The organism is Paenibacillus curdlanolyticus YK9, assembly GCF_000179615.1.
Classification (GTDB): domain Bacteria; phylum Bacillota; class Bacilli; order Paenibacillales; family Paenibacillaceae; genus Paenibacillus_T; species Paenibacillus_T curdlanolyticus.
In genome coordinates this window covers 286,109-309,013 of the sequence record NZ_AEDD01000002.1, presented here as the reverse complement: position 1 = coordinate 309,013, position 22,905 = coordinate 286,109, and the positions used below count along the sequence as shown (strand labels likewise).

24 protein-coding genes are annotated in these 22,905 nt (G+C 53.8%); 5 read left to right on the top strand and 19 right to left on the bottom strand.

All coding sequences use genetic code 11. The features are described 5' to 3' along the window. Nucleotides 1-130 precede the first annotated feature (130 nt). Complete coding sequence (locus PAECUDRAFT_RS25605; RefSeq protein WP_144266437.1) at nucleotides 131-571, bottom strand: hypothetical protein; 441 nt, start codon at nucleotides 569-571, stop codon at nucleotides 131-133. After that, complete coding sequence (locus tag PAECUDRAFT_RS04685) at nucleotides 511-1,467, bottom strand: sugar-binding transcriptional regulator (protein ID WP_006036960.1); 957 nt, start codon at nucleotides 1,465-1,467, stop codon at nucleotides 511-513. The genes PAECUDRAFT_RS25605 and PAECUDRAFT_RS04685 overlap by 61 nt, the downstream gene beginning before the upstream one ends. Before the next feature lie 323 nt (nucleotides 1,468-1,790). On the opposite strand from PAECUDRAFT_RS04685, the gene trpB reads away from it, so the two are divergent. Genes trpB through PAECUDRAFT_RS04660 form a run of 5 tightly spaced genes read left to right on the top strand, consistent with a single transcriptional unit; the run spans nucleotide 1,791 to nucleotide 8,069 of the window. Next, the gene (gene trpB / locus PAECUDRAFT_RS04680; protein WP_006036959.1) at nucleotides 1,791-2,987 is read left to right on the top strand and encodes a tryptophan synthase subunit beta; all 1,197 of its coding nucleotides are present in this window, start codon (nucleotides 1,791-1,793) and stop codon (nucleotides 2,985-2,987) included. Then, nucleotides 2,974-3,798: a tryptophan synthase subunit alpha gene (trpA, locus tag PAECUDRAFT_RS04675; protein ID WP_006036958.1), complete on the top strand. Its 825-nt coding sequence runs from the start codon at nucleotides 2,974-2,976 to the stop codon at nucleotides 3,796-3,798. The genes trpB and trpA overlap by 14 nt, the downstream gene beginning before the upstream one ends. Before the next feature lie 11 nt (nucleotides 3,799-3,809). Next, complete coding sequence (locus PAECUDRAFT_RS04670; protein ID WP_006036957.1) at nucleotides 3,810-5,210, top strand: radical SAM protein; 1,401 nt, start codon at nucleotides 3,810-3,812, stop codon at nucleotides 5,208-5,210. Beyond that, complete coding sequence (locus PAECUDRAFT_RS04665) at nucleotides 5,210-6,787, top strand: tryptophan halogenase family protein (RefSeq protein WP_006036956.1); 1,578 nt, start codon at nucleotides 5,210-5,212, stop codon at nucleotides 6,785-6,787. The genes PAECUDRAFT_RS04670 and PAECUDRAFT_RS04665 overlap by 1 nt, the downstream gene beginning before the upstream one ends. Nucleotides 6,788-6,806: 19 nt before the next feature. Then, on the top strand, nucleotides 6,807-8,069 hold the full coding sequence (locus PAECUDRAFT_RS04660; protein WP_006036955.1) for a cation:proton antiporter domain-containing protein: 1,263 nt from the start codon (nucleotides 6,807-6,809) through the stop codon (nucleotides 8,067-8,069). 75 nt (nucleotides 8,070-8,144) lie between these two features. Here the strand turns inward: PAECUDRAFT_RS04660 and PAECUDRAFT_RS04655 are convergent, their stop codons facing one another. From PAECUDRAFT_RS04655 to PAECUDRAFT_RS04575, 17 genes are all read right to left on the bottom strand, one after another. Then, the gene (locus PAECUDRAFT_RS04655; protein WP_006036954.1) at nucleotides 8,145-8,507 is read right to left on the bottom strand and encodes a (2Fe-2S) ferredoxin domain-containing protein; all 363 of its coding nucleotides are present in this window, start codon (nucleotides 8,505-8,507) and stop codon (nucleotides 8,145-8,147) included. Between the two features lie 11 nt (nucleotides 8,508-8,518). Then, entirely contained in the window at nucleotides 8,519-9,385 is an 867-nt protein-coding gene (locus tag PAECUDRAFT_RS04650; protein WP_006036953.1) for an energy-coupling factor ABC transporter ATP-binding protein, read from the bottom strand. Then, a complete protein-coding gene (gene cbiQ / locus PAECUDRAFT_RS04645) occupies nucleotides 9,382-10,182 on the bottom strand; it encodes a cobalt ECF transporter T component CbiQ (RefSeq protein ID WP_006036952.1) in 801 nt (266 codons plus the stop codon). The genes PAECUDRAFT_RS04650 and cbiQ overlap by 4 nt, the downstream gene beginning before the upstream one ends. Then, entirely contained in the window at nucleotides 10,175-10,462 is a 288-nt protein-coding gene (locus tag PAECUDRAFT_RS04640; protein WP_006036951.1) for an energy-coupling factor ABC transporter substrate-binding protein, read from the bottom strand. Before PAECUDRAFT_RS04640 ends, cbiQ begins: the two co-directional genes overlap by 8 nt. After that, on the bottom strand, nucleotides 10,459-11,226 hold the full coding sequence (locus PAECUDRAFT_RS04635) for an energy-coupling factor ABC transporter permease (protein ID WP_006036950.1): 768 nt from the start codon (nucleotides 11,224-11,226) through the stop codon (nucleotides 10,459-10,461). Before PAECUDRAFT_RS04635 ends, PAECUDRAFT_RS04640 begins: the two co-directional genes overlap by 4 nt. A 78-nt stretch (nucleotides 11,227-11,304) precedes the next feature. Next, nucleotides 11,305-12,834 carry a cobyric acid synthase gene (locus PAECUDRAFT_RS04630; RefSeq protein ID WP_006036949.1) on the bottom strand — a complete coding sequence of 510 codons (1,530 nt, stop codon included), beginning with the start codon at nucleotides 12,832-12,834 and terminating at the stop codon, nucleotides 11,305-11,307. A gap of 65 nt (nucleotides 12,835-12,899) precedes the next feature. Continuing rightward, nucleotides 12,900-13,457, bottom strand: coding sequence for a nitroreductase family protein (locus tag PAECUDRAFT_RS04625; RefSeq protein ID WP_006036948.1), 558 nt, complete (start codon nucleotides 13,455-13,457; stop codon nucleotides 12,900-12,902). A gap of 39 nt (nucleotides 13,458-13,496) precedes the next feature. Continuing rightward, nucleotides 13,497-14,054 carry a cob(I)yrinic acid a,c-diamide adenosyltransferase gene (locus PAECUDRAFT_RS04620; RefSeq protein ID WP_006036947.1) on the bottom strand — a complete coding sequence of 186 codons (558 nt, stop codon included), beginning with the start codon at nucleotides 14,052-14,054 and terminating at the stop codon, nucleotides 13,497-13,499. Further along, nucleotides 14,041-15,471: a cobyrinate a,c-diamide synthase gene (locus PAECUDRAFT_RS04615; protein WP_006036946.1), complete on the bottom strand. Its 1,431-nt coding sequence runs from the start codon at nucleotides 15,469-15,471 to the stop codon at nucleotides 14,041-14,043. The genes PAECUDRAFT_RS04620 and PAECUDRAFT_RS04615 overlap by 14 nt, the downstream gene beginning before the upstream one ends. Further along, nucleotides 15,468-16,592, bottom strand: a complete 1,125-nt coding sequence (locus tag PAECUDRAFT_RS04610; RefSeq protein WP_006036945.1) for a cobalt-precorrin 5A hydrolase — start codon at nucleotides 16,590-16,592, stop codon at nucleotides 15,468-15,470. The genes PAECUDRAFT_RS04615 and PAECUDRAFT_RS04610 overlap by 4 nt, the downstream gene beginning before the upstream one ends. Continuing rightward, the gene (cobM, locus tag PAECUDRAFT_RS04605; RefSeq protein ID WP_006036944.1) at nucleotides 16,585-17,379 is read right to left on the bottom strand and encodes a precorrin-4 C(11)-methyltransferase; all 795 of its coding nucleotides are present in this window, start codon (nucleotides 17,377-17,379) and stop codon (nucleotides 16,585-16,587) included. The genes PAECUDRAFT_RS04610 and cobM overlap by 8 nt, the downstream gene beginning before the upstream one ends. Beyond that, the gene (gene cobI / locus PAECUDRAFT_RS04600) at nucleotides 17,376-18,098 is read right to left on the bottom strand and encodes a precorrin-2 C(20)-methyltransferase (protein WP_006036943.1); all 723 of its coding nucleotides are present in this window, start codon (nucleotides 18,096-18,098) and stop codon (nucleotides 17,376-17,378) included. Before cobI ends, cobM begins: the two co-directional genes overlap by 4 nt. Then, on the bottom strand, nucleotides 18,095-19,351 hold the full coding sequence (locus PAECUDRAFT_RS04595) for a bifunctional cobalt-precorrin-7 (C(5))-methyltransferase/cobalt-precorrin-6B (C(15))-methyltransferase (RefSeq protein WP_006036942.1): 1,257 nt from the start codon (nucleotides 19,349-19,351) through the stop codon (nucleotides 18,095-18,097). Before PAECUDRAFT_RS04595 ends, cobI begins: the two co-directional genes overlap by 4 nt. Further along, a complete protein-coding gene (locus PAECUDRAFT_RS04590; RefSeq protein WP_006036941.1) occupies nucleotides 19,344-20,462 on the bottom strand; it encodes a cobalt-precorrin-5B (C(1))-methyltransferase in 1,119 nt (372 codons plus the stop codon). The genes PAECUDRAFT_RS04595 and PAECUDRAFT_RS04590 overlap by 8 nt, the downstream gene beginning before the upstream one ends. Before the next feature lie 31 nt (nucleotides 20,463-20,493). Then, nucleotides 20,494-21,144 (bottom strand): precorrin-8X methylmutase, encoded by a 651-nt coding sequence (locus tag PAECUDRAFT_RS04585; RefSeq protein WP_006036940.1) that lies wholly within the window; start codon nucleotides 21,142-21,144, stop codon nucleotides 20,494-20,496. Between the two features lie 19 nt (nucleotides 21,145-21,163). Next, on the bottom strand, nucleotides 21,164-21,931 hold the full coding sequence (gene cobK, locus PAECUDRAFT_RS04580; protein ID WP_006036939.1) for a precorrin-6A reductase: 768 nt from the start codon (nucleotides 21,929-21,931) through the stop codon (nucleotides 21,164-21,166). After that, on the bottom strand, nucleotides 21,928-22,902 hold the full coding sequence (locus PAECUDRAFT_RS04575; RefSeq protein WP_006036938.1) for a sirohydrochlorin chelatase: 975 nt from the start codon (nucleotides 22,900-22,902) through the stop codon (nucleotides 21,928-21,930). The genes cobK and PAECUDRAFT_RS04575 overlap by 4 nt, the downstream gene beginning before the upstream one ends. Nucleotides 22,903-22,905: the final 3 nt, after the last annotated feature.

Below are 22,905 nucleotides of genomic sequence, written 5' to 3'. Positions count from 1 at the left end.
CGAACGTTCGTCGGAGGCATGCGGCAAACATGCTTATTATTCGGTCAATTGGGTTTGTTATACGGAAAAGTAAGGAACAAGAAAAAAGCCTGCGAGTTCCGCAGGCTTCACTCCATCGAACGGGCATCGGTCATACGCTGCGTTCAAACAGCTTTACAACTTCCTCGCGCGTTTTCGACATTTGCTTCATCATCGAAGCGATCAGTTCTTCTGTGAATCCAATCTTTACAGGCCCTCCGAAAAGGGACATATGCTCGGAGTAAGCTTGCACTGCATCTTCGATGGGGATTGGATTTACGAATGATATTGTAATAGTCGCAGGATCGATTTCAAGATAGTCAAGGCTGACTTTCCTGACGCACGCTTCGATGACTTCCACATTAATACCTTGGTTTGGATGCCATATTTCTAATGAACGAGGGTTTAAGCCATTCTCATTACGCGGCAGCTTCGGATAAGGCAGCTCATAAAGATCCTTGTCATCGATTGGAAGACTGCTTTTATTCAGCGTTACCGAAGCTCCAGCACGCCCTTCGCTGTCTCGGCATCCGTCACCAGCGTATCCACCCATCGACCGCGCAGCACAGCGCGAATCGCATCGACTTTCTCCGGACCATGGGCAATTGCGATGACGTTTTCAATACCCCGCAGCTCCTGCACTGACAGTCCGATCATCCGAGCTTCATCCGCGCATGCGAGTATCTTCCCTTCGCTATCCAGAAACGAAGTGCACATGTTCGCAACAGCGCCCATGGCCTTCATTTGGGCAATGCTCCGCTCCTGAAGATTGCCGGATCGGACGATCGCCGCCTCTTCAGACACCTGCCCGATGCCGACAATCGCGACCGTTGCGCTTCGTGCAAGCTGAAGCACCTCCGCAATTTCCGCTTCCGCCGCAATGACATCGCGTGCCTGCGCAGAGCCGACAATCGCTGGTGCGTTCAGCTGATAATAAGGCGATTTCAGCGCTTCGCCGAACAGCCGCGTATTCGTATTCGCATGCAGCCTTGCTCCTTCAGCGCCCCAGCCGCCTACCATGGGCACAAACCTTAAACCTTTTCGTGCAAAATAGTTCAGCTCTTCCCCTACCGCGCTCACGCCTGATCCAGCCATAATGCCAACGATGTCCTTGTCCTTCAGGACAGAATCCAGCAGCGCGGCGCTCGCTCTGCCCAGTTGAGACCGGATCGATTGCAAATTTGCTTCCCCCGTCGCTTGGATGACGACTGCATTTTTGATGCCGAAGGCTTCGACTAGCGCCCGTTCATACTCCTGCTCTTCGGAGAACGGATTTTTGATCGTTATTTGCACGATGCCTTCCGATTTCGCCGCGCTCAGCATACGGCTGATTTGGGGACGGGAAATGCCGAGCTTTTCGGAAATTTCGATTTGGCTTAGGCCGTCCAAATAATATAACATGCTCACTTTAACAAGTATTCGTGTTCGTTCGTCATTGATGTTCGACATAAAGGCTCCTTATTGAACAAATGTTCTTGGTTGAAATTTTGTTCAAGCGCGTGTATAGTGATGACAGAAACAAAGATTTCCAAGTTGAGTCGAGTCGAGCAAAGATGAGTTGAGCGGAGTTAGTTGAATATTGGAATGACCCTGCATTCATTATATTTCTGAGTCAGGATCTTTTCCATGCTTTAGTCTGCTCCATTCCTCTCCCACGGAGAGGAAACGTGTTGAACAGGAGTTTCCTTGCTCCTGTTGCTCATAGATCGGGCGATTTTACGAGCGCCCCTCTTTCTGCCGGCTCGTTCTCAATAAGCAGAAGGGAGACTGTCATGAATCAGACGATCGGGAAATTCGGAGAATATGGCGGAAGATTTGTACCCGAGACGCTCATGCATGCACTGAATGAACTGGAGAGCGCCTATTTGTATTACAGAAACGATCCTGATTTCAATCAGGAGGTAATGGAACTGCTGCATGAATATGCTGGAAGGCCTACCCCGCTTTACTATGCCGATAGATTAACCACACACTTGGGCGGCGCGAAAATTTACCTCAAGCGCGAAGACTTAAATCATACAGGCGCCCACAAAATCAACAACACAATCGGCCAAGCGATACTGGCCAAGCGAATGGGCAAGAAAAAAATTATTGCCGAAACTGGCGCTGGGCAGCACGGAGTAGCGACAGCAACCGTTGCCGCGCTGCTGGGCATGGAATGCAAGGTGTTCATGGGCGAGGAGGATATCAAGCGACAGCAGCTTAATGTCTCCCGCATGAAATTGCTAGGCGCTGAAGTTATTCCCGTGCTGTCTGGAGCCAGGACGCTGAAGGACGCCGGAAACGAAACGCTTCGTTATTGGGTCGCTCACGTTGAAGATACGTTCTTCCTCTTCGGAACGGCTGCTGGCCCGCATCCTTATCCTATGATGGTCAGAGATTTTCAGCGGGTTATCGGTGATGAGGTGCGCGAACAGATCATGGCCAAAGAAGGTCGGCTGCCGGATACTATCGTAGCGTGCGTTGGCGGCGGCAGCAATGCGATCGGCATTTTTTACCCGTTCCTGAACGATGCTGCTGTCCGCCTTGTCGGCGTTGAAGCCGGCGGCAGAGGCTTGCATACGAATGCGCATTCAGCCACGCTGTCCAAGGGCACGCCCGGCGTGTTTCAAGGCTCGATGAGCTATCTGCTGCAGGATGACTTCGGTCAGGTGCAGCCTGCGCATTCCATCTCGGCAGGGCTCGACTATCCCGGTGTCGGACCGGAGCATGCCTATCTGAAGGATACCGGCCAAGTTACGTATGTGTCGATTACCGACAGCGAAGCGATGGCTGCGCTTCATATGCTTAGCAGGACGGAAGGCATCATTCCTGCGCTGGAAAGCTCGCATGCACTGGCCCAGTGCGCGAAGGTTGCTCGCACCCTGCCCAACGATCATATCATGGTCGTGAACGTGTCTGGAAGAGGCGACAAAGATATGGATACCATCATGAATTATGCCGGAGGCGAATGCGATGAACGCGATTGACCAGACGATGAAGCAGCTCCGTACATCGAAGAGAGCCGCATTTATTCCATATTTAACTGTCGGCGATCCAAGCTTGACTGCTACACTCGACCTCCTGTTGGAATTGCAGAACGCAGGCGCCGATATGATTGAACTAGGTGTGCCCTACTCCGATCCGCTCGCTGACGGGCCTGTCATTCAGGAAGCCTCAATGCGGGCGCTGCGCAATCAGGTCAGCGTCATTGATGTCATCGGGTTGGCGAAGCTAGCCCGTCAAGCCGGCGTCCACATCCCACTCATCCTGTTCACCTACTATAATCCGATTCTGAAAGCAGGGCTGGGGCAAGTTTTCAAGCTTATGCATGAGAGCAGCATAGACGGCGTTATCGTGCCCGATCTCCCTATTGAGGAGAGCAGTCGAGTCCGTGCCCACTGCTCTGAATTCAGCATTCACTATATTCCGCTAGTTGCCCCGACTTCAAGAGAGCGTGTCAAGATGATCGCTGATAAAGCTTCCGGCTTCATATACTGCGTGTCATCGCTCGGCGTCACCGGTCAGCGGCAGCAGTTTCATCAAGATATCGAAGCGTTCCTGAGGGAAGTGAGAAAAGCCACTTCCCTGCCTATTGTCGTAGGCTTCGGCATTTCCAGTCCCGAGCAATACAGGACGTTCGCGAAGCTCGCAGACGGTGTTGTCGTAGGCAGCGCCATCGTTCAGCAAGTCGGAGCGAATCTCGCTCTGCTTGAAAATCCGGAGTCCTATTCCCGAGGAATTCATCATATAAAGGCATTTATTTCAACTCTGATTGGGAAGCAGACTACACCATTCTAGGAGGGATAGTTATGCTTGAGTTAAAGAAAGCCTACCAAGAGAAGAACATCGACTATTACACCGACGAGTATTACGAATATGTCAAAAGGCTGCAAGGCTATTCCGGCAAAGGCCGCAAGAAAGAAACCTACTACATGCTCGCAGAAAACTTCAGAGAGAAAGGCAAGGCGCTTTATGAATGCCTTGCTCTGGAAATCGTCCATCAGCTCCACTGCCAGTTGAAATGCGAATACTGCTACGTCGCGCTCGATACGAAAAGCGAGTCCATTAAGCCGATCCCGGCCGATGAAATCAAAGCGATCATTGATCAAGCGACAGAGGTCGAGCCGGTATCTGGCAAAACGCTGTTCGGTCAAATCGCCTTCATCGGCGGGGAGCCGACTCTCCACTCGAAGCTGCCAAGCCTTCTGGCGTATACGATCAGCAAAGGGCTGACGCCGATATTAATCACGAATGCGGTCAAGCTGGCAAAGATGGATTATGCGAGGCAAGTGTGCTTGCCCGGCATCGTTATCGTAACCCATCTCCCCTATCTGGATGAGGAAGGCGACAAGGAGCATGATCGAATTACTAGATTCCCAGGCTACTCCAAAACATTGGAGGAAGCGATTGCGAACATCGTTACAATCAAGAAAGAATGGAACGCGGTCGGCCAAGATTTCGAGTTCATCGGCGACTTTGTCATCAACAATCAGACGATCGACTATGCATTCGAGGTGCATAAATATTGCAGAGAGAACAGCATCACCCCCTTCTTTGAGCGGATGCGGGTTTCGGACGATCAACGGAACCTGCATCTGGTTCCGGACACGGATCAGCTGAAGGAGCTGCTGTTCAACATTTTTGACTACGACAGGCAACACTACCCCCACTTTGTCGTCTCCGACAATTCCACCTACGAAGAAGAGCTCATGAAGAAGATTGAATATCTGATCACACCGGCCTTCGCTAACCCTTGTACCATGACCCAGACCGGCCTTCATATCAAATACAACCAGAACGGATTCGGCGAGGCGATGTCCTGCGTCGGCCAATCGATTCCACATGGCAACATTTCACGAAACAGCTTGCAGGAAATTGTGAAAAACAAATTAGAGTCCCGCATATTTACGGAACAAGAGGAATTTATCTCAGGTCCATGCTCTTCATGCGAGCTTTACCACCTGGTTGGCTGCGAAGGCGGTTGCCGAGGCAATGCCAATAATGCGTTCAATTGCGGCCGCGCATCCGATCCGGACTGCATGTTCATACGGGAAGAATTTCGGTTAGATAAACTCGTCATGGCCCCTCCAACCTGCGATGATTGCCCTGTCCGCGAGACGGCGCCGTGCAGCAGCTACGTGCAAGCGAAGTATGAGAAATATTTTGCAGCCGCGCCACAAGACGCACAATTAAATTCGGAGGTGCTTTAATGAAAGAACGTATTCAATCTGTCGTCATTCTAGGCGGCGGCTCTGCGGGGTGGATGACGGCTTCCTACTTGTCCAAAGCATTCGGCGATCAGCTTCAAATCACGCTTATCGAAGCGGATACCATTCCGAAGATAGGCGTAGGCGAGGCTACGATTCCAAATCTCCAGCGTGTATTTTTTGATTTTCTAGGCTTGCGTGAAGAGGACTGGATGCCGCACTGCAATGCCTCCTTCAAGGCAGCGATCAAGTTCGTAAACTGGCGCAAGGCGCCTCAGGAAGGCGAGCCCGACAATTATTTCTATCATCTTTTTGGGCAGGTTCCGGATTGCGACAATGTGCCGCTCTCCCATTATTGGGCACGTCGCATGCTCGAAGATGGCGACCATGAAGAGATGGCTTATGCCTGTTACGATAAAGCGCCATTGCTTGATGCCAAGCTGTCTCCACGTATGCAGGACGGTACCCGGAAGATGAGCTACGCCTGGCATTTTGACGCTAATCTGGTTGCCGCCTTCCTGAGGAAGCTCGCAGTCGGCTGGGGCGTACGCCACGTCGTGGATGAGCTGGATAACGTGGAGCTGAAGCCTGATGGGTCGATTCAAGCGCTGACGATGCGTAAGGGCGGGCGCTACGAAGCAGATTTATTCGTCGATTGCTCCGGTTTCCGCGGACTGCTTATCAATCAAGCGCTGAAAGAGCCCTTCATCGATATGAGCGATTATCTCTTCTGCGACAGCGCTATAGCCTCCAACATTCCGCATGACGATGAGCGCTTTGGCGTGGAGCCCTTCACCTCCTCCATCGCGATGCGTCACGGATGGACATGGAAAATCCCGATGCTCGGTCGATTTGGTTCCGGCTATGTATACTCCAGCAAATTTGCATCCGAGGATGAGGCAACCGAGGATTTCATAAAGCTGTGGAACCTTGATCCGAATAAAGCCAAGCTTAACAAAATCCGCTTCCGTACCGGCCGCAACCGGCGTGCCTGGGTCAAAAACTGCGTTTCCATCGGATTGTCCTCCTGCTTCCTGGAGCCATTAGAATCGACTGGCCTTTACTTCATCTACGCAGCCATCTACCAGCTGGTCAAGCATTTCCCTGACAAAAGCTTCAATCCTACGCTCATTAACCGGTTTAATGAAGAGATCGAAGGCATGTTCGATGATTCCCGCGACTTCATTCAGTCACATTATTTGATCACTTCACGCGATGACACCGAGTTTTGGCGAGCAAACAAGCATGAACTCAAAATTTCCGATGCGCTGAAGCATAAGCTGGAAACCTATAAAGCAGGTCTTGTCGTCTGCCCGCCGCTAACGACAAACGAAAGCTCCTATTACAACAACTTCGAGATGGAATTCCGCAATTTTTGGACAAACAGTAACTACTACTGCATGTTTGCAGGCATGAATTGGCTGCCTGACCAAGCATTGCCGAAGCTGGCGTACAGGCCGGAGGCTGTCAAGAAAGCCAACGCTATGTTCGCGCAGCTGAAGAAGCAGACTGCCGAGCTTGGAACTTCCCTGCCTTCTACCTACGACTATTTGAAAATGCTGCATGGCGTTACGATCTAGTTGACATGCGAGGTTATTCATGAACCTTATGATTATCATTCAATTCGTCCCCGCTTTTATCATCATTATTGTGCTATGCAGATTGCTTGGACGGTTCATGCAAGTTATCGGACAGCCTAGAGTGATCGGCGAAATGATCGCCGGGGTTATGCTCGGCCCCTCCTTAATGGGTCATGCAAGCCCGCAGCTGTCAACGATGCTGTTCTCGGAAGAGGTGAAGCAGCTTCTGCAGGCTCTCAGCAGCGCAGGGCTCGGCATCTACATGTTTTTAGTTGGGCTGGAGATTGATCGGCAGCTAATGAACAAGAAAAATCTGTCCAAGTGCACACTGCTCTCGATCGTCGGCATCGTCCCCTCCTTCGTACTGGGCATTGCAGCAGGCGCGATGTATGTCAAAGACTTTGCGCCTGCCGGTATCCCTTCTTATATATTTATGCTGTACATGGCCGTTGCATTGTCCATTACCGCCTTTCCTGTGCTAGCCAGGATCATGCAAGAACGGCAGATGCATACGACTCCGATTGGCACCTTGACGCTATTTTCCGCATCGATCGAAGACGTCGTTGCATGGGTACTCGTAACCATCGTCATCGCGCTAGCGCACTCGGCAAGCGTAGCTTCCAGCCTGATCGGTATCGTTGGCTGCGGCCTATACATCCTCTTCATGCTCACGCTGTTTCGAAGCTGGATGTCACGGCTTGGCCAGCGAGTTGTCCGGCTGCAAAGGCTGTCATTACTGCAGCTTGCCTTAATCATTGGCGCCGTATTACTATCGATGGAAGCGACTGATTTTCTGGGCGTACATGCCGTGTTTGGCGGATTCATGGCCGGCATCATGATGCCGCAGCACCGGCTGTTCAAGCAACTTGTGCTGGCACGGCTGAAAACATTCATTTCCGTCATTCTGCTTCCGTTATTTTTCGCCTACATTGGACTCAACACCGATCTCCGCCTCGTCTTCGATAGTCAGATGGCAGCGCCGCTGCTGGTTATTCTCACCTTTGCTATTGTAGGAAAGCTCGGCGGCTGTTCCATTGCGATGAGAAGCATGGGCTATACGTGGCGCGACTCTTCCGTTTTTGGCATTCTGATGAACGCGCGAGGCTCTATGCTGCTCATTCTGTCCAACATCGGCTTTACCTCGGGGATCATCTCTGAAACGCTATTCTCGATACTGGTCCTCGTGGCAGTCGTCACAACCTTATTGACTGTCCCGCTGCTCACGCTGGTGAGCGCGAAAGAGCAGAAGCAGCAGCACGCTTCTGAAGTCTCCTACAATTGAACGAATAGCAAACAAAGCCGCGACATTTGTCGCGGCTTTACACTTTAATTGAACGATTTGCTGGAACGCATCCCGTCATGACTTCGAATATCCCTTCGAGCCGTTCCCGGTCGGAACAAAGCGATGATCATGATAGAACAACGTCATGTGTTCACGAAGAGGCTCACCTCGCAGCAAATGCTCTCTTACAAGCCGCTTGCCGCTTTCCGGCGTCATTCCTTGGTACCAGATCCCTTCCGGATAAACGGTTACGACGCATGCGTCCTCGCAGCGCCCGTTGCACTTCGTTCTTGTCGTATGAATATAGTTATCAGCCTTGTGCAGTTTGATCTCCTCTCGTATCGCTAGCGTAACTTCATCACCAAGCTGGCGCATGCAGCTGCCGCCATTACAAATCAATACATGATGCCTGGTTGCCGATAGATCCCACGTGGTCATTGTCCTTCCCCCTATCGTGCATGCCCGGCTGATGCCGAAACAGACGGTTGAAGCTGGTGCATAAGCTGTTTAAATTCCTGCAGGCTGCGAGGCGGAGCATCTCCGTTTTGCAAATACTGCGGAAGCGATTGCCAAACCTCGAGCAGAAGCGGCAGCTCCAGCCCAAGCGTGAGTAACTGATCCTTACGTTCGAAAACTTCCGCGGGCGTGCCTTCCAACACACACTGTCCCCGATCCATAACGAGCATCCAATCTGCCCAGGCATAGGCCAAATTCATATCATGCGTAGCCATCACGACGGTAACGCCATTCGCATGAATGCGATCCAACGCTTCGATTAGCTTCTGCTCGGAGATCCGGTCCAAATATGCGGTCGGCTCATCTAACAGGAGCAGCTCCGGCTCAAGCGCCATTACGCCTGCGAGGGCAACGCGTTTTTTTTGCCCCAAACTCAGGTGATGAATCGGCGTGTCTGCCAATGGCGTCAGATTCAACGTTTCCAGCATGCTCAGAGTCCGCTTCCGGATGTCATCCTCTTGCATGCCAGCATTGCGAAGGCCATACGATATATCTTCATAGGGTGTAGTCAAAATCAATTGATGCTCCGGGTCCTGAAACACGAGCCCGATATGCTGCCGAAGCGCCTTCAGGTCCTTGGGACGATACGCAATGGGAGAATCGTTCCAAAGGACCGCGCCGCGCTCCGGCTTGTGAATACCTACGGCTTGGAGGAATAAGGTCGATTTGCCGGAACCGTTATGACCGCAGATCGCCGTCTTTTTCCCCGTTGGAAGGTGCATATTCAGCCCCCGAAGCGCCTCATGCTCGCTGCCTGGATAGCTAAAGCTTACATCCCGCGCCTCCAGTATTGCATTCATTTGATTCCCCTCCATTGATTCCATACTTCAACAACGGCTAAGATGACAAAACCGATGTAGCCCTCCCACTTATACCGAGCGGGCATCGGCATGGCCTCATACGGTGGCATCAGGATGTCATTCGTGAACCCTCTTGCGATTAATCCGTTCGAAACCCCTTTGTACCTTTGCATGGTTTTGTCGAAAAGTCTAACGATCAGCATCGCCATGTCTTTTATTTTGCTGCGAAAGCTTGAATGCCCGCCACGCGCCAATTGAGCCGCATACATCCGTGAAGCCGTGTCCATGAGCAAAAACAGAAAACGATACATTATCAGCATCAGCTCGAGCACTAAAGCAGGCATCCGCAGCTTCTTGAACACTTGAAACAGCTCCGTAATCGGGAGAGTTAACGTCACGAAGGTAAGGCAAGACAAACAGGCCGCCACCCGAACGAATAAATGAACGGCCATAAGGACGTTAGCGTCACTAAGCTTGATAGCCCAATGAAAGGCAGTGAATAGTACAACGCCTGAAGTCAAGGAATCAGAGCTTAACGGTTCAATCTCGAGGACGAGCGCTGGAAAACTAGCCGCATAAAACAGACAGGGCACTGCAAGCAATAAAACATACTGCTTTACAGGAATTCGAGCATAAATGACGATCCACACGAACATCCAGCCCATGATGGCGAGCTGGATGATAGGATGAGATAAATAAGAAAGCGCGAATAATGCAGCGGCAAACATAAATTTCCACAGGGGAGCGATATTTCTAAGCTTGTTTTTGTAGGAAAGCGAATCGATGCGCTTAATCATTGCGATTGTTTTTCGATGATTTGCCCTTGAACCATCCGATCGCATAGCCGATAAACCCCGCGCCTAGAGCGGCTTGCAGAGCAAATAACATGCTTTCCGTTTCAGAAGGAAGCTTAAACAGAGAGGAAGCCCACGGTTGATAGTCCGGTTTTATCGCCGAAATGGCCTGCTCCGCCGCATTGTCTGCCCCGCCAAAATCGCCATTCACAAAGAGCAGCGGGATAATCGCCAATAGAATAACGGCAACTAGCAGCAATAGATTTTTCATTCGAAGGGTCACGATAGATTCGCTCCTTTCATTCTGCGCTGCAGAACGGACAGCTCATCTGAGCTATTGGCTTGCAGCCAGTTCCAGATCAATACAGTTAGTAGGCCTTCACTGATGGCAAGCGGAATTTGTGTAAGTGCAAAAATGCCGCCGAACTTGGCAAACGAAGCAATAACTCCCCCGCTCTCTGCTGGAAACGCTAATGCCAATTGCAATGACGTAATGACATAGGTGGACAAATCTGCGAGGGCCGCAGCTGTGAAAATAGCCAGCTTTTGCTTTCCGGTTCCCTTCATGATCCCTTTATAAACGGCATAGCCGACAATCGGACCTGCCACCGCCATTGAAAACGCGTTAGCGCCTAACGTCGTCAAGCCGCCATGCGCCAGCAGTACTGCTTGGAACAACAGCACGATGGAGCCGAGCACGCTCATAGGAAGCGGACCGAACATTACTGCTCCAAGACCGGTTCCCGTTGGATGCGAGCTGCTCCCTGTGACAGACGGAATCTTGAGCGCCGATAGGACGAAGGTGAAAGCGCCCGCTAGTCCGAGCATAATTTTCAGCTCCGGCGTTTCCTTCGTAATCTTGATTAAAGAGCGAAGCCCCAGCACGAAGAACGGGACAAAAACAATCCACCAGAACAGCGCCCAGCCCCAGGGCAGAAACCCCTCCATAATGTGCATCGCATAAGCGGTCTGCGGCTCATTCACCGATAAATACAACGTAAACCCGAGCACCAATAAGACGCTGCTTATTGCCCCTTTGCGTTTCATTTCGTTACCTCCAAACATTTTTCATAAAAAAAGCGGCCAAATCCATATAAGCGGAAGAGGGCGCTTTAACGGCCTTCACTACTTCTCTAACCCTATAATTTCGTACAGCTTGTCTATATCCAGATGATTGCGAACATGCGCTGCCAGCCGATCGAAAGCTTCGTCTTGGCGGGCACTGAACGGGAGGATGACACGGATAGGCTCCAAACCTTTCGCGGTGCGGACTGAATCCAACCATTGTCGACGGAAGGCATCCGCATGGAAAATGCCATGCACATACGTTCCCCATACGCGGCCATCCTCCGATATCGCGCCGTCCTCCCGATTGCCGAGCGAGAATAAAGACTGAACCGGCTCCAGCTTCTTCGTCTGCCCCATATGAATCTCATAGCCTGACACGGGAGTACCGATGAACGCATTCCAATCATGATGCTTGCTAACAACAGTGCCAATTACGCGTTCCGTCCGTTTCTCTTCATAGAAAGTCGTCTCCAACGGGAGATAGCCGAGACCGACCGCTTCTCCGCATTCCGATTCCACCTGCAGCGGATCGTTCAGCTTACGGCCAAGCATCTGGTAACCGCCGCAAATGCCGACGAGCGTACAGCCGCTTATGACCAATCGGTCAATCGCCTCGGCCAAACCGCTTTCGCGCAGAAAGCTCAGGTCGTCCAACGTGTTTTTCGATCCCGGCAATATCATAATGTCGGGCTGCTGCAATTGATCGGCGCCCTCCACATAACGAAGCGCAACGTCGGGCTCGGCGGACAGCGGATCAAAATCGGTGAAGTTAGAGATACGCGGAAGCCTGATTACCGCCACATCCAACTCCTTGCCCTCAGCATCGGCTCCGGTGTCGTCTGAGCGTTGCGAACGTTCCAGCACAACCGAATCCTCCGCTTCGATATCGAGCCTTGGCAAATGCGGAATGACCCCAAGCACTGGAATGCCCGTGCGCTCCTCCAGCCAATCGAGGCCGGGCTGAAGCAAACTGATATCGCCGCGGAATTTGTTGATCACGAACCCTTTGACGCGCTGCCGTTCATGCTCCTCCAGCAGCTCTAGCGTACCTACAATAGCCGCGAATACACCGCCTTTGTCGATATCGGCAACTAGAAGCACAGGTGCGTCAGCCCAACCAGCCATGCGCATATTGACGATATCCCGGCTTTTGAGATTAATTTCGGCTGGACTTCCCGCCCCTTCTAACGCGACGACATCGTATTGCGCACGAAGCCGCTCGAGCGCAGCGACCACAATGTCGGCAGCCAGAGGCAAATACTCCTCTCGGTATCTAGTGGCGCTCATCTCCTGATGCGGCTTGCCGTGTACGACGATCTGCGCCGTCATGTCCCGGGTCGGCTTGATTAAGATCGGATTCATGTCGGTTGTTGCGGCAATGCCGCAAGCTTCCGCCTGCACCCCTTGCGCGCGGCCAATCTCTTTTCCGTCCAGCGTAACATAGGAATTGAGCGCCATATTTTGCGATTTATAAGGCGCAACCTTCCACCCGTCTTGGCGTAAAATGCGGCACAACGCTGTCGTCAGCACGCTTTTCCCTACGTCGGAGGACGTTCCTTGTACCATAACCGTCTTCGCCCGCTGCAAGCCTGTCCCTCCTTCTTCATCCTTCTACTGTCATAGGCAGGACGATTCTTCTTGCGTCACGGCTGCTAGAGCCAAGTAGTCTTATCCAGATAAGAGGTTCTCGCCGTCGGGGGCGTTTCCGCCGCCGGATAGCCAACGAATACGGTGCCTATAATTTTCTTATTGTCTGGCGAGCCGATAAACTGATGCAAGCGTTGATCCCGAACGAGTCCGACGCCGCGCGTGCGCCAGACGAAGCCAAGCCCCATCTCCTGAGCAGCAAGCCACATCGAATGAATCGCGCAGGCTGCGGCATATTCGTTATCTTCGGATGACGCTTCATCGCCTGGCACGATGTCCGCGGTAACGACAATCATCAGCGTCGTCGTTTCAAGCACGGCTAGCGATTCTTTCACCAGATTCGGTTTGGTCGGGAAACGCTCCTGCAAATATTCCGCGGCCATTTGCTCGTATCGCGTCTTGGCTTGTCCGCGAATGACGTAAAAGTGCCACGGCTCTCGCAAACGGTCGTTTGGCGCCCAAGTCGCCGCTTCCAGCATTTTGGCCAACTGGCATTCGTCCACTTCACGAGCATCGTAGCTGCGAATTGCCCGACGGTGTTTTAAGGCATCTATAATTGACATATGCACGCATCCATTCTATTTTCACAAGTACGCTGCCAGCTAAAATTCAAGGCCAAGCACTGCCGGCACGCCTTCGTTATAGTAATGCTTGATTGGCTGAATCTCGGAGACCAGATCCGCTTTCTCGATAATTTCCGGCTTCGCCCCGCGGCCCGTCAACACGAGATGCAGATGGGCCGGCCTTTGTTCGAGCAGTTCAACGACTTCTTGCAGCGGAAGGACGTCGGCTATCGGAAACCGCTCGATGCCGAGCGCGTTGTTAATTTCATCGAGAACGATAACGTCCCAGTCGCCATTCATCGCTTCTTCCTTCGCCATCGTCCAAGCCATATGCAGCGCATCGCGATGCTCCTCCGGCGTCTTAGTCCATGTAAAGCCGACGCCGAGCTGGCGAATCTCGATCCCGATGCGGCTGAGCGCCAGCTGTTCGCCATAGGTACGCTGCGGCGATTTGATAAATTGCAGGATCAGCACTTTATAGCCGCGGCCTGCTGCGCGTACGGCAAGCCCGATAGACGCTGTTGTTTTGCCCTTCCCGTCTCCGGTATACACGAGCGTAAATCCTCTGCGCGATGCTCGCCGATCAGTCGATGCCATTGGACACCCTCCTCTGCAGGCGATATGCCGCACATTGTGCAATGAATCGGCGAGCCGCACCTACATTCGATGCGAAATGGACATGCGTATACCCCGCCGTAAGTGAAGGCAAGCCGTAGCCGTCCTTTCCTTGCCCGCGCAATCCTTTGGTCTCATAGGCGTAGGGGTAATGCTCATCGTCCGGGATCAGCGTCGAGTAATGAAACTCATGCCCGCGAATCGTCTCCCCTTCAGCTAGCAGCAAGCTGTCGCGCAGCCCTTTCACCTCTCGGTAACCGAGCGCTGCAAGCTTCGTCTGCATCTGGACCTCTGCAGGAATCAAACCTACCATCTCGTGCTTGCTGCCGGAGCGGTCCGTGATGAAACGGGACAAATACATATACCCGCCGCATTCGGCAAATACGGGCAACCCGTCCTCGGCTCTTGCCTTCAGGTCGCGACCTACATGGCTAGCAGCCGCAAGCCGGGAAGCGAACTCCTCCGGAAAGCCGCCTCCAATGTATACGCCATCGGCTTCTTCCGGTACAGCCTCTCCAGCCAGCGGGCTGAACAAGCGAATGTGCGCGCCGATCTGCTCCAGCAGCTCGAGATTTTCCGGGTAGTAGAAATTAAATGCCGCGTCTTTGGCAACGGCAATAATCGGCTGTGTGCCCGTCAGGCTCACACATTTGTCAGCCGCTTCCGAAAACAACCGTTCAACCGGCCACACAAGCTCCGGCGCATGTTCAGCAAGCGCAAGCACGGCATCCAGATCAACGCCTTGTTCGATGAGATCAGCGGCGCGATGGAACAACGGCTCCAGCTCGCCGCGCTCGATGGCAGGCACCAAGCCGAGATGCCGCTCCGGCACCTGCAGCTCGTCGTCGCGCCCCAGCCAGCCCAGCACTGGAATGCCGCACACTTGCTCAATGGCTGCTTTAACGAGCTTATAATGACCCGCGCTGCCGCATTTGTTGACGATAACGCCGGCAATTCGTCCGCTTCCGGCTAACTGCTGGAAGCCGAGCACGATGGCCGCGGCGCTGCGCGCCATGCTTTGCGCATTTACGACGAGCAGTACCGGGCATTGCAGCAGAGAAGCAATCTCCGCTGTCGAGCCCGTGTCCGACAACGGATCCTTTCCGTCGAACATGCCCATAACGCCTTCAATAACCGATACATCAGCCCCCGCCGAGCCGCGCAAAAAAATTTCCTTCATCGTATCGTGCGACAGCATCCAAGTGTCGAGATTGCGTGACTGCCGACCTGTAACTGCCGTATGGTAGGACGGGTCAATATAATCCGGACCGCATTTGAAGCCCTGAACCTCTAGTCCCCGACGCTTCAGCGCAGCCATCAGCCCGATCGTAATCGTCGTCTTCCCTGCGCCGCTGCCAGTCCCAGCGATGACCAAACGGGCTCTGCGTTCGCCCCTCATCGCACTGCCTCCGAACATGCGGCAGCTGTTTGCGGGAAGCGCACGCGAGCAATCGAGATCGTTACGTTGCCGCTCTTTTTCTTCTCCAGCAGCCATTCCGATGCGCCGCTTGCGCGTAAAGCCGCGGGCTCACATACGCCGTAAGCGCCTGTAAACTTAAACACTGTGTCAGACGGGTTCGCAAGTGGAACCTCGTTAAGCTCTTCAGGCGTATACGCCTCCAACCGCCACCCATATTTGCGGCAGATGTCCAGCAGCCCTTGTTCATCTTTCTTGATATCGATCGTCGCGATGCATCGGACACTTCGCAGCGAAAGCCGCATGTCGGCAAGCGTATCGATTATGACGCTTTCGATCTCGTCTGCCGATGTTCCTCGATTGCATCCCATGCCGATTACCAGCGACTTGGGGCGGTATAATACGCCGTTACGCAGCAGAACGGCTTCTTCCTCATGAGACAGCAGCCTGTCGGAAACGACCAGCGCAGCATCGAATGGCACATGCATTGCTTCCTGCGCATTCGCATAGACGCGGATGTGATCGGGCAGCGGCTTCTTCTCGTATGTCCACCAATTCGTCTCGCCAGTTTCTTGGACGACGACGACTCGCTCCTCGTTGACGACCGAAGCGCTGACCGGCGTCGCTTTGTCGAAGCTTTCGATGACCCAGCCAAAGCTGCGCCCGAATAGATCGACAGGGATCGTTTGCTGCACATCCGAAGCTGTCGTGATCACCGGCCGAGCGCCGAGTGCGGCAGCCACCTCACGGGTTAATTCATTCGCGCCGCCCAAATGGCCGGACAGCACGCTGATTACGTGCTCGCCCCGGTCATCGATGACGATAACGGCAGGATCCTTCTTCTTATCTTCCAGAATCGGCGCAATCATGCGAACGACTGCACCTAGCGAAATAATGATTATAAGGCCGTTATACTTCTTGAACAGATCCGGCAAAATGAGCTTTACCGAGCCTTCGAACATCTCGTAGCCCTTCACCGCTTCGTCACCGCGAGCGAATTTGCTCATATAGTACAGGTCGGTACCGGGAAAACGTTCGACAAGATCACGCGCCATCTCCACGCCATGCTTCGTGATCGCAACAGCGGCAAAAGGATTACTCACTTGCCGCCACTCCTTTCCGGTAGCCGTGCGTGAACGTTTTGTCATACAGCTTGGAGCGATGCTCATCGCGATCGACCAGCGAAGGATCGAGCGCCTTGCCAGCTAAAATCATCGCGTGCATGCGGATGCCCGCCTGACGCAAATCTTCCGCCAAATTACGCAGCGTCGAGCGCAAAATTTTCTGATCCGGCCAAGTTGCACGCTGTACGACTGCCACTGGCGTATCCTCATCCCAGCCAGCCTCAATAAACTCCCGTACAACCTTCTTAGCCAGCGTAGCGCTTAAATAGAGCGCAACGGTGCAATGGTGGGATGCGAGGTCACGCAGCTTTTCCCGCTCAGGGACAGGCGTCCGCCCTTCCGCGCGCGTGAGAATGACCGTCTGCGTCAAATCCGGCACCGTCAGCTCAGCGCCGAGCACCGCCGCAGCCGCGAACACGGAGCTGACGCCCGGAACAATCTCATAGGCGATGCCTTCCTGCTTTAGCAGCACCATTTGCTCCAAGATCGCACCGTACATCGACGGATCTCCCGTATGAATGCGCGCGACCGATTTGCCTGCGCGTACCGCAGAAGCCATCAGCTGAACCATCTGCTCAAGGTCCATGCCTGAGCTTTGCAGCACCGTCGCATGATTGCCCGCACGGGCAATCAACTCTTCATTTACAAGCGAATCGGTGTAAAGCACAACATCGGCTTGCTGCAAAATACGCTGACCTTTAACCGTAATTAAATCTGGGTCTCCCGGGCCTGCGCCAACGATATAGACTTGCGGGTTGAGCGTCATTTTCTCACCACCATCAACGTTAAATATTCCAGCTCCTGCCCTTTGAGCTCGCGAATGTTGCGCCAGACCAGCTCCTGAGGGGAAGTGACCTTCGTCACGACAGAAGCTTTATCGATCAGGTGGAGCTCCTCCAAAATGTCGATCATCATATCCAAAACCTTCGCTACTTTTATAAATACGATCGCGTCATGCTCGACGATCGCGCGTTTCATTTCATCACGATCGCCGGTCGCAGGCACGATCGCCACTTGATCATCGCCGTCGGCAAGCGGAACATTCAGCCTTGCAGCCGCGCCAAGTACGGATGAGATGCCAGGCACCGAACGAATTGGCACCTCTGGATGGAGCTTCTGCATGAGCCGCGCCATATGAATAAATGTGCTGTACAGGTTCGGATCGCCCTCGGTTACAAAAGCGATATCTCGACCGGCCTGCAAATGCTGCCAGATCAGCTCGGTTGTTTTATTCCACTCCCGATCCAGCGTCGCCTGATCCTTGGTCATCGGAAAGACGAGCCCCAGCATGTCCTTCTCCGCCGTATTCACATACAGCTCAACGATCTCAAGCGCATAGGACTTGGCGCCCATCCGTTTTCTCGGGTATGCGATTACCGGACATTCTTTCAGCAATCGAAACGCCTTGACCGTTATGAGCTCCGGATCTCCCGGTCCAACGCCTACTCCGTACAGCGTCCCTATTTTTACAGCGGTAGTCGTCATGCTTCCTTCTCCCCTTGCTTCTGTGCTGCTCCGTTCCCGCGGCTTCCGGTGATGACATAAATCGGGTTGAGTCCTTCAAAACGAGTCATGTCCAAAATCGGTTTGCTCCGCGAAATCTGAACGAGCGCAATATTCGTATCAAAGCCACCCTCGCGCAGCGCCGATTGCGCCGCCGCGAGCGTTTCGATCGTTGCTGCATTCACGACAATGCGTCCGCCTTCCTTAAGGCGCTCGCAGCAGATGCGGATGAGCTCGCGCAGCTCGCCGCCGCTGCCGCCGATGAACACTGCGTCCGGATCAGGCAAACGATCCAACCCATCGGGCGCTTTCGCGTGGATGGCCGTAAGGTCTGCTCTAAACTTGCGGCTGTTGCTGTGGATGTTCACAAGGTCGCCTTCATTTTTCTCAAGCGCGAACACTTGCCCAAGCGGCGCCAGCCTTGCACTTTCGACCGCGACTGAACCGGAGCCCGCGCCGATATCCCAAACGATGCTGTCCGGCTTCAGCTTAAGCTCGGCCAAGCTCAGCACGCGCACTTCCTTTTTCGTAATGAGTCCTTTATCCGGTTTCCGCTGATCGAACTCAAGATCTTCAAAGCCGATGCCATGCCGCGAAGGCGGCGCATCCAGCCTCCGCCTCAGTACGACAACATTTAGCGGAGCAAACGTGGCTTCCGCCATATCCGACAGCGTCCACCACCCATACCGCTCATCTTCGCCGCCGAGATTTTCCGCAACGAACGCATCGTATTCGTCCATGCCGAACGAGAGCAAGTAGGCCGCAACGGCTGCCGGACTATTCGTCTCGTCGGTCAACAAGGCTACCTTTGCTTTGCCGTCTATGCGCTGCGCCAGTCCTTTAATCGGCCTTCCATGCACGCTCTCAAGCACCGCATCCTGCCAGCTGTCGCCCATTCTGGCAAAGGCAAGCTGCAACGAGCTTAAATGCGGGTGAATGCATACGGCATCTGACCCTGCCTTCTTGGCAATAAAGCCCGCGATCCCATAAAACAGCGGGTCTCCGGAAGCCAGCACCGTAACCGGGGACTGCTCCCGCAGGCTCAGCAGCCGCTCAACGGTTTGCACGAATCCGCCTTTCAGTACGATGCGCTCGTTTCCGATCCCCGGAAACATGGCCAAATGGCGCTCGCCGCCAACCAGCACGCCAGCTTGTTCAATCTGCTGCAGGCTTGCTTCGCTTAACCCCCGTGGGCCGTCATCGCCAATGCCTATAATATGAATGCGTTTATCCAACTACTTCCGCCCTCCCCAGCACTTCGCCCTTCATCGTGACGAGTACGGTTTCTACCGCGATGCCGCCGCCGATATGCATCAAAGCGTGTCGGCAAGCGGATTCGCATAGTCGATTAAAAAACTCATTGATTCCCGCCTCCGCTGCAAGGTCCCCGGCTTGCGAAGCGGTATTGGCTTCCATAATCGACTGCTGCAATTCAGCGTTTGCACCCGCATCAGCGGCTACCTTAGCCAAAAACGCAAAATCGACAGGCGCGCTCTTCGAATGGACCATCATGACGCCCTGCGCCACCTTCGAAAACTTGCCCATCATGCCGACGAGGCTGACTTTCCCCATGCCCAGCCGCTTGGCGTGCTGCAGCGAGAATCCAACAAAATCGCCCATCTGGATGAACGCTTCCTCGCTTAGCTCTGGATTCATCTTGATAGCGTACTTTTCGCTGCTGCCTCCCGTCGTCAGCACGACCTGCTTGCAGCCGGACGCCTTCGCCACCTGCAGCGCTTGAATGACGCTGGCCTTGTAGGCCGCGGTCGAGAATGGCACAACAACGCCGCGCGTCCCGAGAATCGAGATACCGCCAAGAATGCCGAGGCGTGCATTCAACGTTTTTTTGGCGATTTCCTCACCGTCCGGTACGGAAATAACAATTCTAACGCCGCGTTCCGGCGCGATGCCGAACTCGCTTAGCACTTCCTCGGCGGCACGCGTCAGCATTCTTCGCGGCACCGGATTGATCGCGGCTTCGCCAACGGGTACCGGGAGCCCCGGTTTGGTGACTCGGCCGACGCCGACGCCTCCATCCAGCTCGATGCCGCCGCCTTCTTTCCAGCAGACAGTGGCGATAATTTTCGCTTTATGCGTCGCATCCGGATCGTCGCCTGCGTCTTTTATTGTCGCGACCTGCGCCATATCCCTCGTATATTCGCCCTCGATCAGCTCGAACGCATGGGCAAAGCCTGCCGGCAGCCATACCTCCGCAGCGTGAACCGATTGCTGGGTGATCAGCATCGTGAGCGCGCCTTTGGCAGCCGCAGTTGCGCATGCGCCGGTCGTAAAGCCATGCCTCATCGGTTGTTCGGATTTGTTTTCCTCCTGCTGCCGCTCGCTCACGGCGATCCCCCCTTCTATGCGCCCGCCTCGCCTATGCGCGTTTATCCGCCATGATCGATATTGCGTTAAGCGCAGCAACAACGATCGTGCTTCCGCCTTTGCGCCCGATATTTGTAATGTATGGAATATCAAGCTTAAGCAGCTCGTCCTTCGATTCCGCCGCCGATACGAAGCCGACAGGCATGCCGATAATCAGGCTCGGCTTGGCGAGACCTTCCTTCACAAGGCGAATTAGCTCCAGCAATGCCGTGGGAGCGTTGCCGATTGCATAAATGCCGCCCTCTGCTTCGCGCAGCGCCTTGCGCATCGATATGATCGCACGCGTCGTATTCAGCCGCTTCGCTTCCTCCACTACATCGGGATCGGATATATATACGTTGACGTCGCCGCCATATTTGTAGATGCGCTCTTTGCTAATGCCTACCTGCACCATCTGCACATCCGCGATGACCTTCTCCCCCCGGCGAATCGCGGCAATTCCGGACTCAATCGCATCCGGGTGGAACACAAGGCTGCGCCCGAGTTCAAAATCGGCAGAAGCGTGAATGACTCGCTGCACGACAGGATACTGGTCCTCCGTGAATGAATGCTCGCCTAGCTCCTCTGTAATCATCTCAAAGCTCTTTTCTTCAATTTCCTGCGGCTGTATCGTAAGCGGCTTAAATTCCGTTTTGAAATCCATTCAAAATCCCTCCCAATAATCAAGCCAAAATCGTCTTCACTTGCTCCAAAATGCCTTCGAATTCCGTGAATACGGTACCGAACGCCAGCTCAGGCCGCGAGATCAGGATGACGTCGATGCCCATGCTGAGCGCGGTTTGCACCTTCTCGTCGACGGCTCCCGTCGAGCCGCTTTCCTTCGTCACCATAATGGTCGTGCCGTACTGCCTGTAGAGCGCTTCATTCATCTCACGGGAAAAAGGCCCCTGCATCGCGATGATGTTTTTTTGCTCGACGCCGAGCTCCTCGCATTTTTCCATGTTATCGCGCCTTGGCAGCATGCGAGCGACGAGCCGAATGCTCGGATCGTTAGCCAAATGCCGAGCGAATATATGCAGCGTCTTGCTACCGGTCGTCAGCATGACGGAGCCTTGGCGGCGCTTCGCTTCCAGCGCGGCCTCTTCATAGCCGGGGACGACCGTTAGCCCAGGGTGGTTGTCATAGACGAGCGAAGCTCGCTCGAAGCGAATATAAGGAATGCCCGCGCGCTTCGCCGCTTGCATGGCATTGCGATGCGCTTCCTCGGCGAACGGATGGCTGGCATCGATAACGGCGGCATACCCTTCGTTCGTAAACCGCTCGACCATCTCATCTTCGGTCAACCGGCCCACGCGAACCTCAAGCCCTTCATCCGTGAGGCTCTTCGCCGCGCTCTCCGTAACGACCGATGTCAGCAGCTTGCAGCCGCTCTGCCGAATACGCACGGCCAGCTCCCTCGCATCGCTAGTCCCGCAAAGCATGAAGATCATTGCGGCTCCTCCTTATGCTCGTGAGAATGGCCGTGTTCATGCGAATGCTCATGGTCGTGATGGTGATCATGTGAATGGTCGTGGTCATGGTGATGGTCATCATGGTCGTGTGCATGTTCGTGATCATGATCGTGATCGTGGTGATGGTGATGCTCCATATGAGCAGCCGCCTCCATGCGATATTTGCACAAATCGCAATTCATAGCTGCGCGTCCTTCGAATGCCTCCGCTACCCGGTCCAGCAATAGCTCCGCAAGCTCAGGATGAAACCCGAAATAGTCGGCCAGCACGATATTGCGGTCCGGATGCTGCTCTGCGAATTCCGCAACCATCTGCTCAATGCGCTTGATCAAAATGCCCGTGAACAGGAAGTACGGCAATACGTATACCGTTTTGGCGCCAAGCTGCAAGCATCGCTCCAGCCCTTCCTCAAAGGAAGGCTCAGTTACGCCGATAAAACAGCTTTCCGTCCATTTCACCGGCACCTGTTCCCAGAAGAGGCGAGCCATTTTATAAAAATCGCTGTTCGCATCCACGTCGCTGCTCCCGCGTCCCAGTAGCAGCACCGCTGTGTCCTGATCCCGCTCTCCGCCATATTTTTCTGTTGGGTAACCCGACTCTGCCAATCGGGATTTTAATATATTAATAACCTTCTGATGAACGCCAATCGGACGCCCGTACGCGAATTGGACATGCGGGTACCTCTTTTTCGCATGGTCAATCGCATCGGGAATATGAATCTTCGCATGTCCTGCTGCAAACAAAATGATCGGAACAAGCACAACTCGGCTCGCTCCTTGCGCAACGCATTTTGCAATGCCTTGATCGATCGACGGCTTCGCAAATTCCAAGAAGCACGTTTCAATGAGGAAGCCCGGCGCTTGCGCCCTGACTAGATCAGCAAATCGAAGCAGCTCCTCGTTTCCTTCCGGATCACGGCTGCCGTGACCAACAAGCAATATCGTTTCCATTCC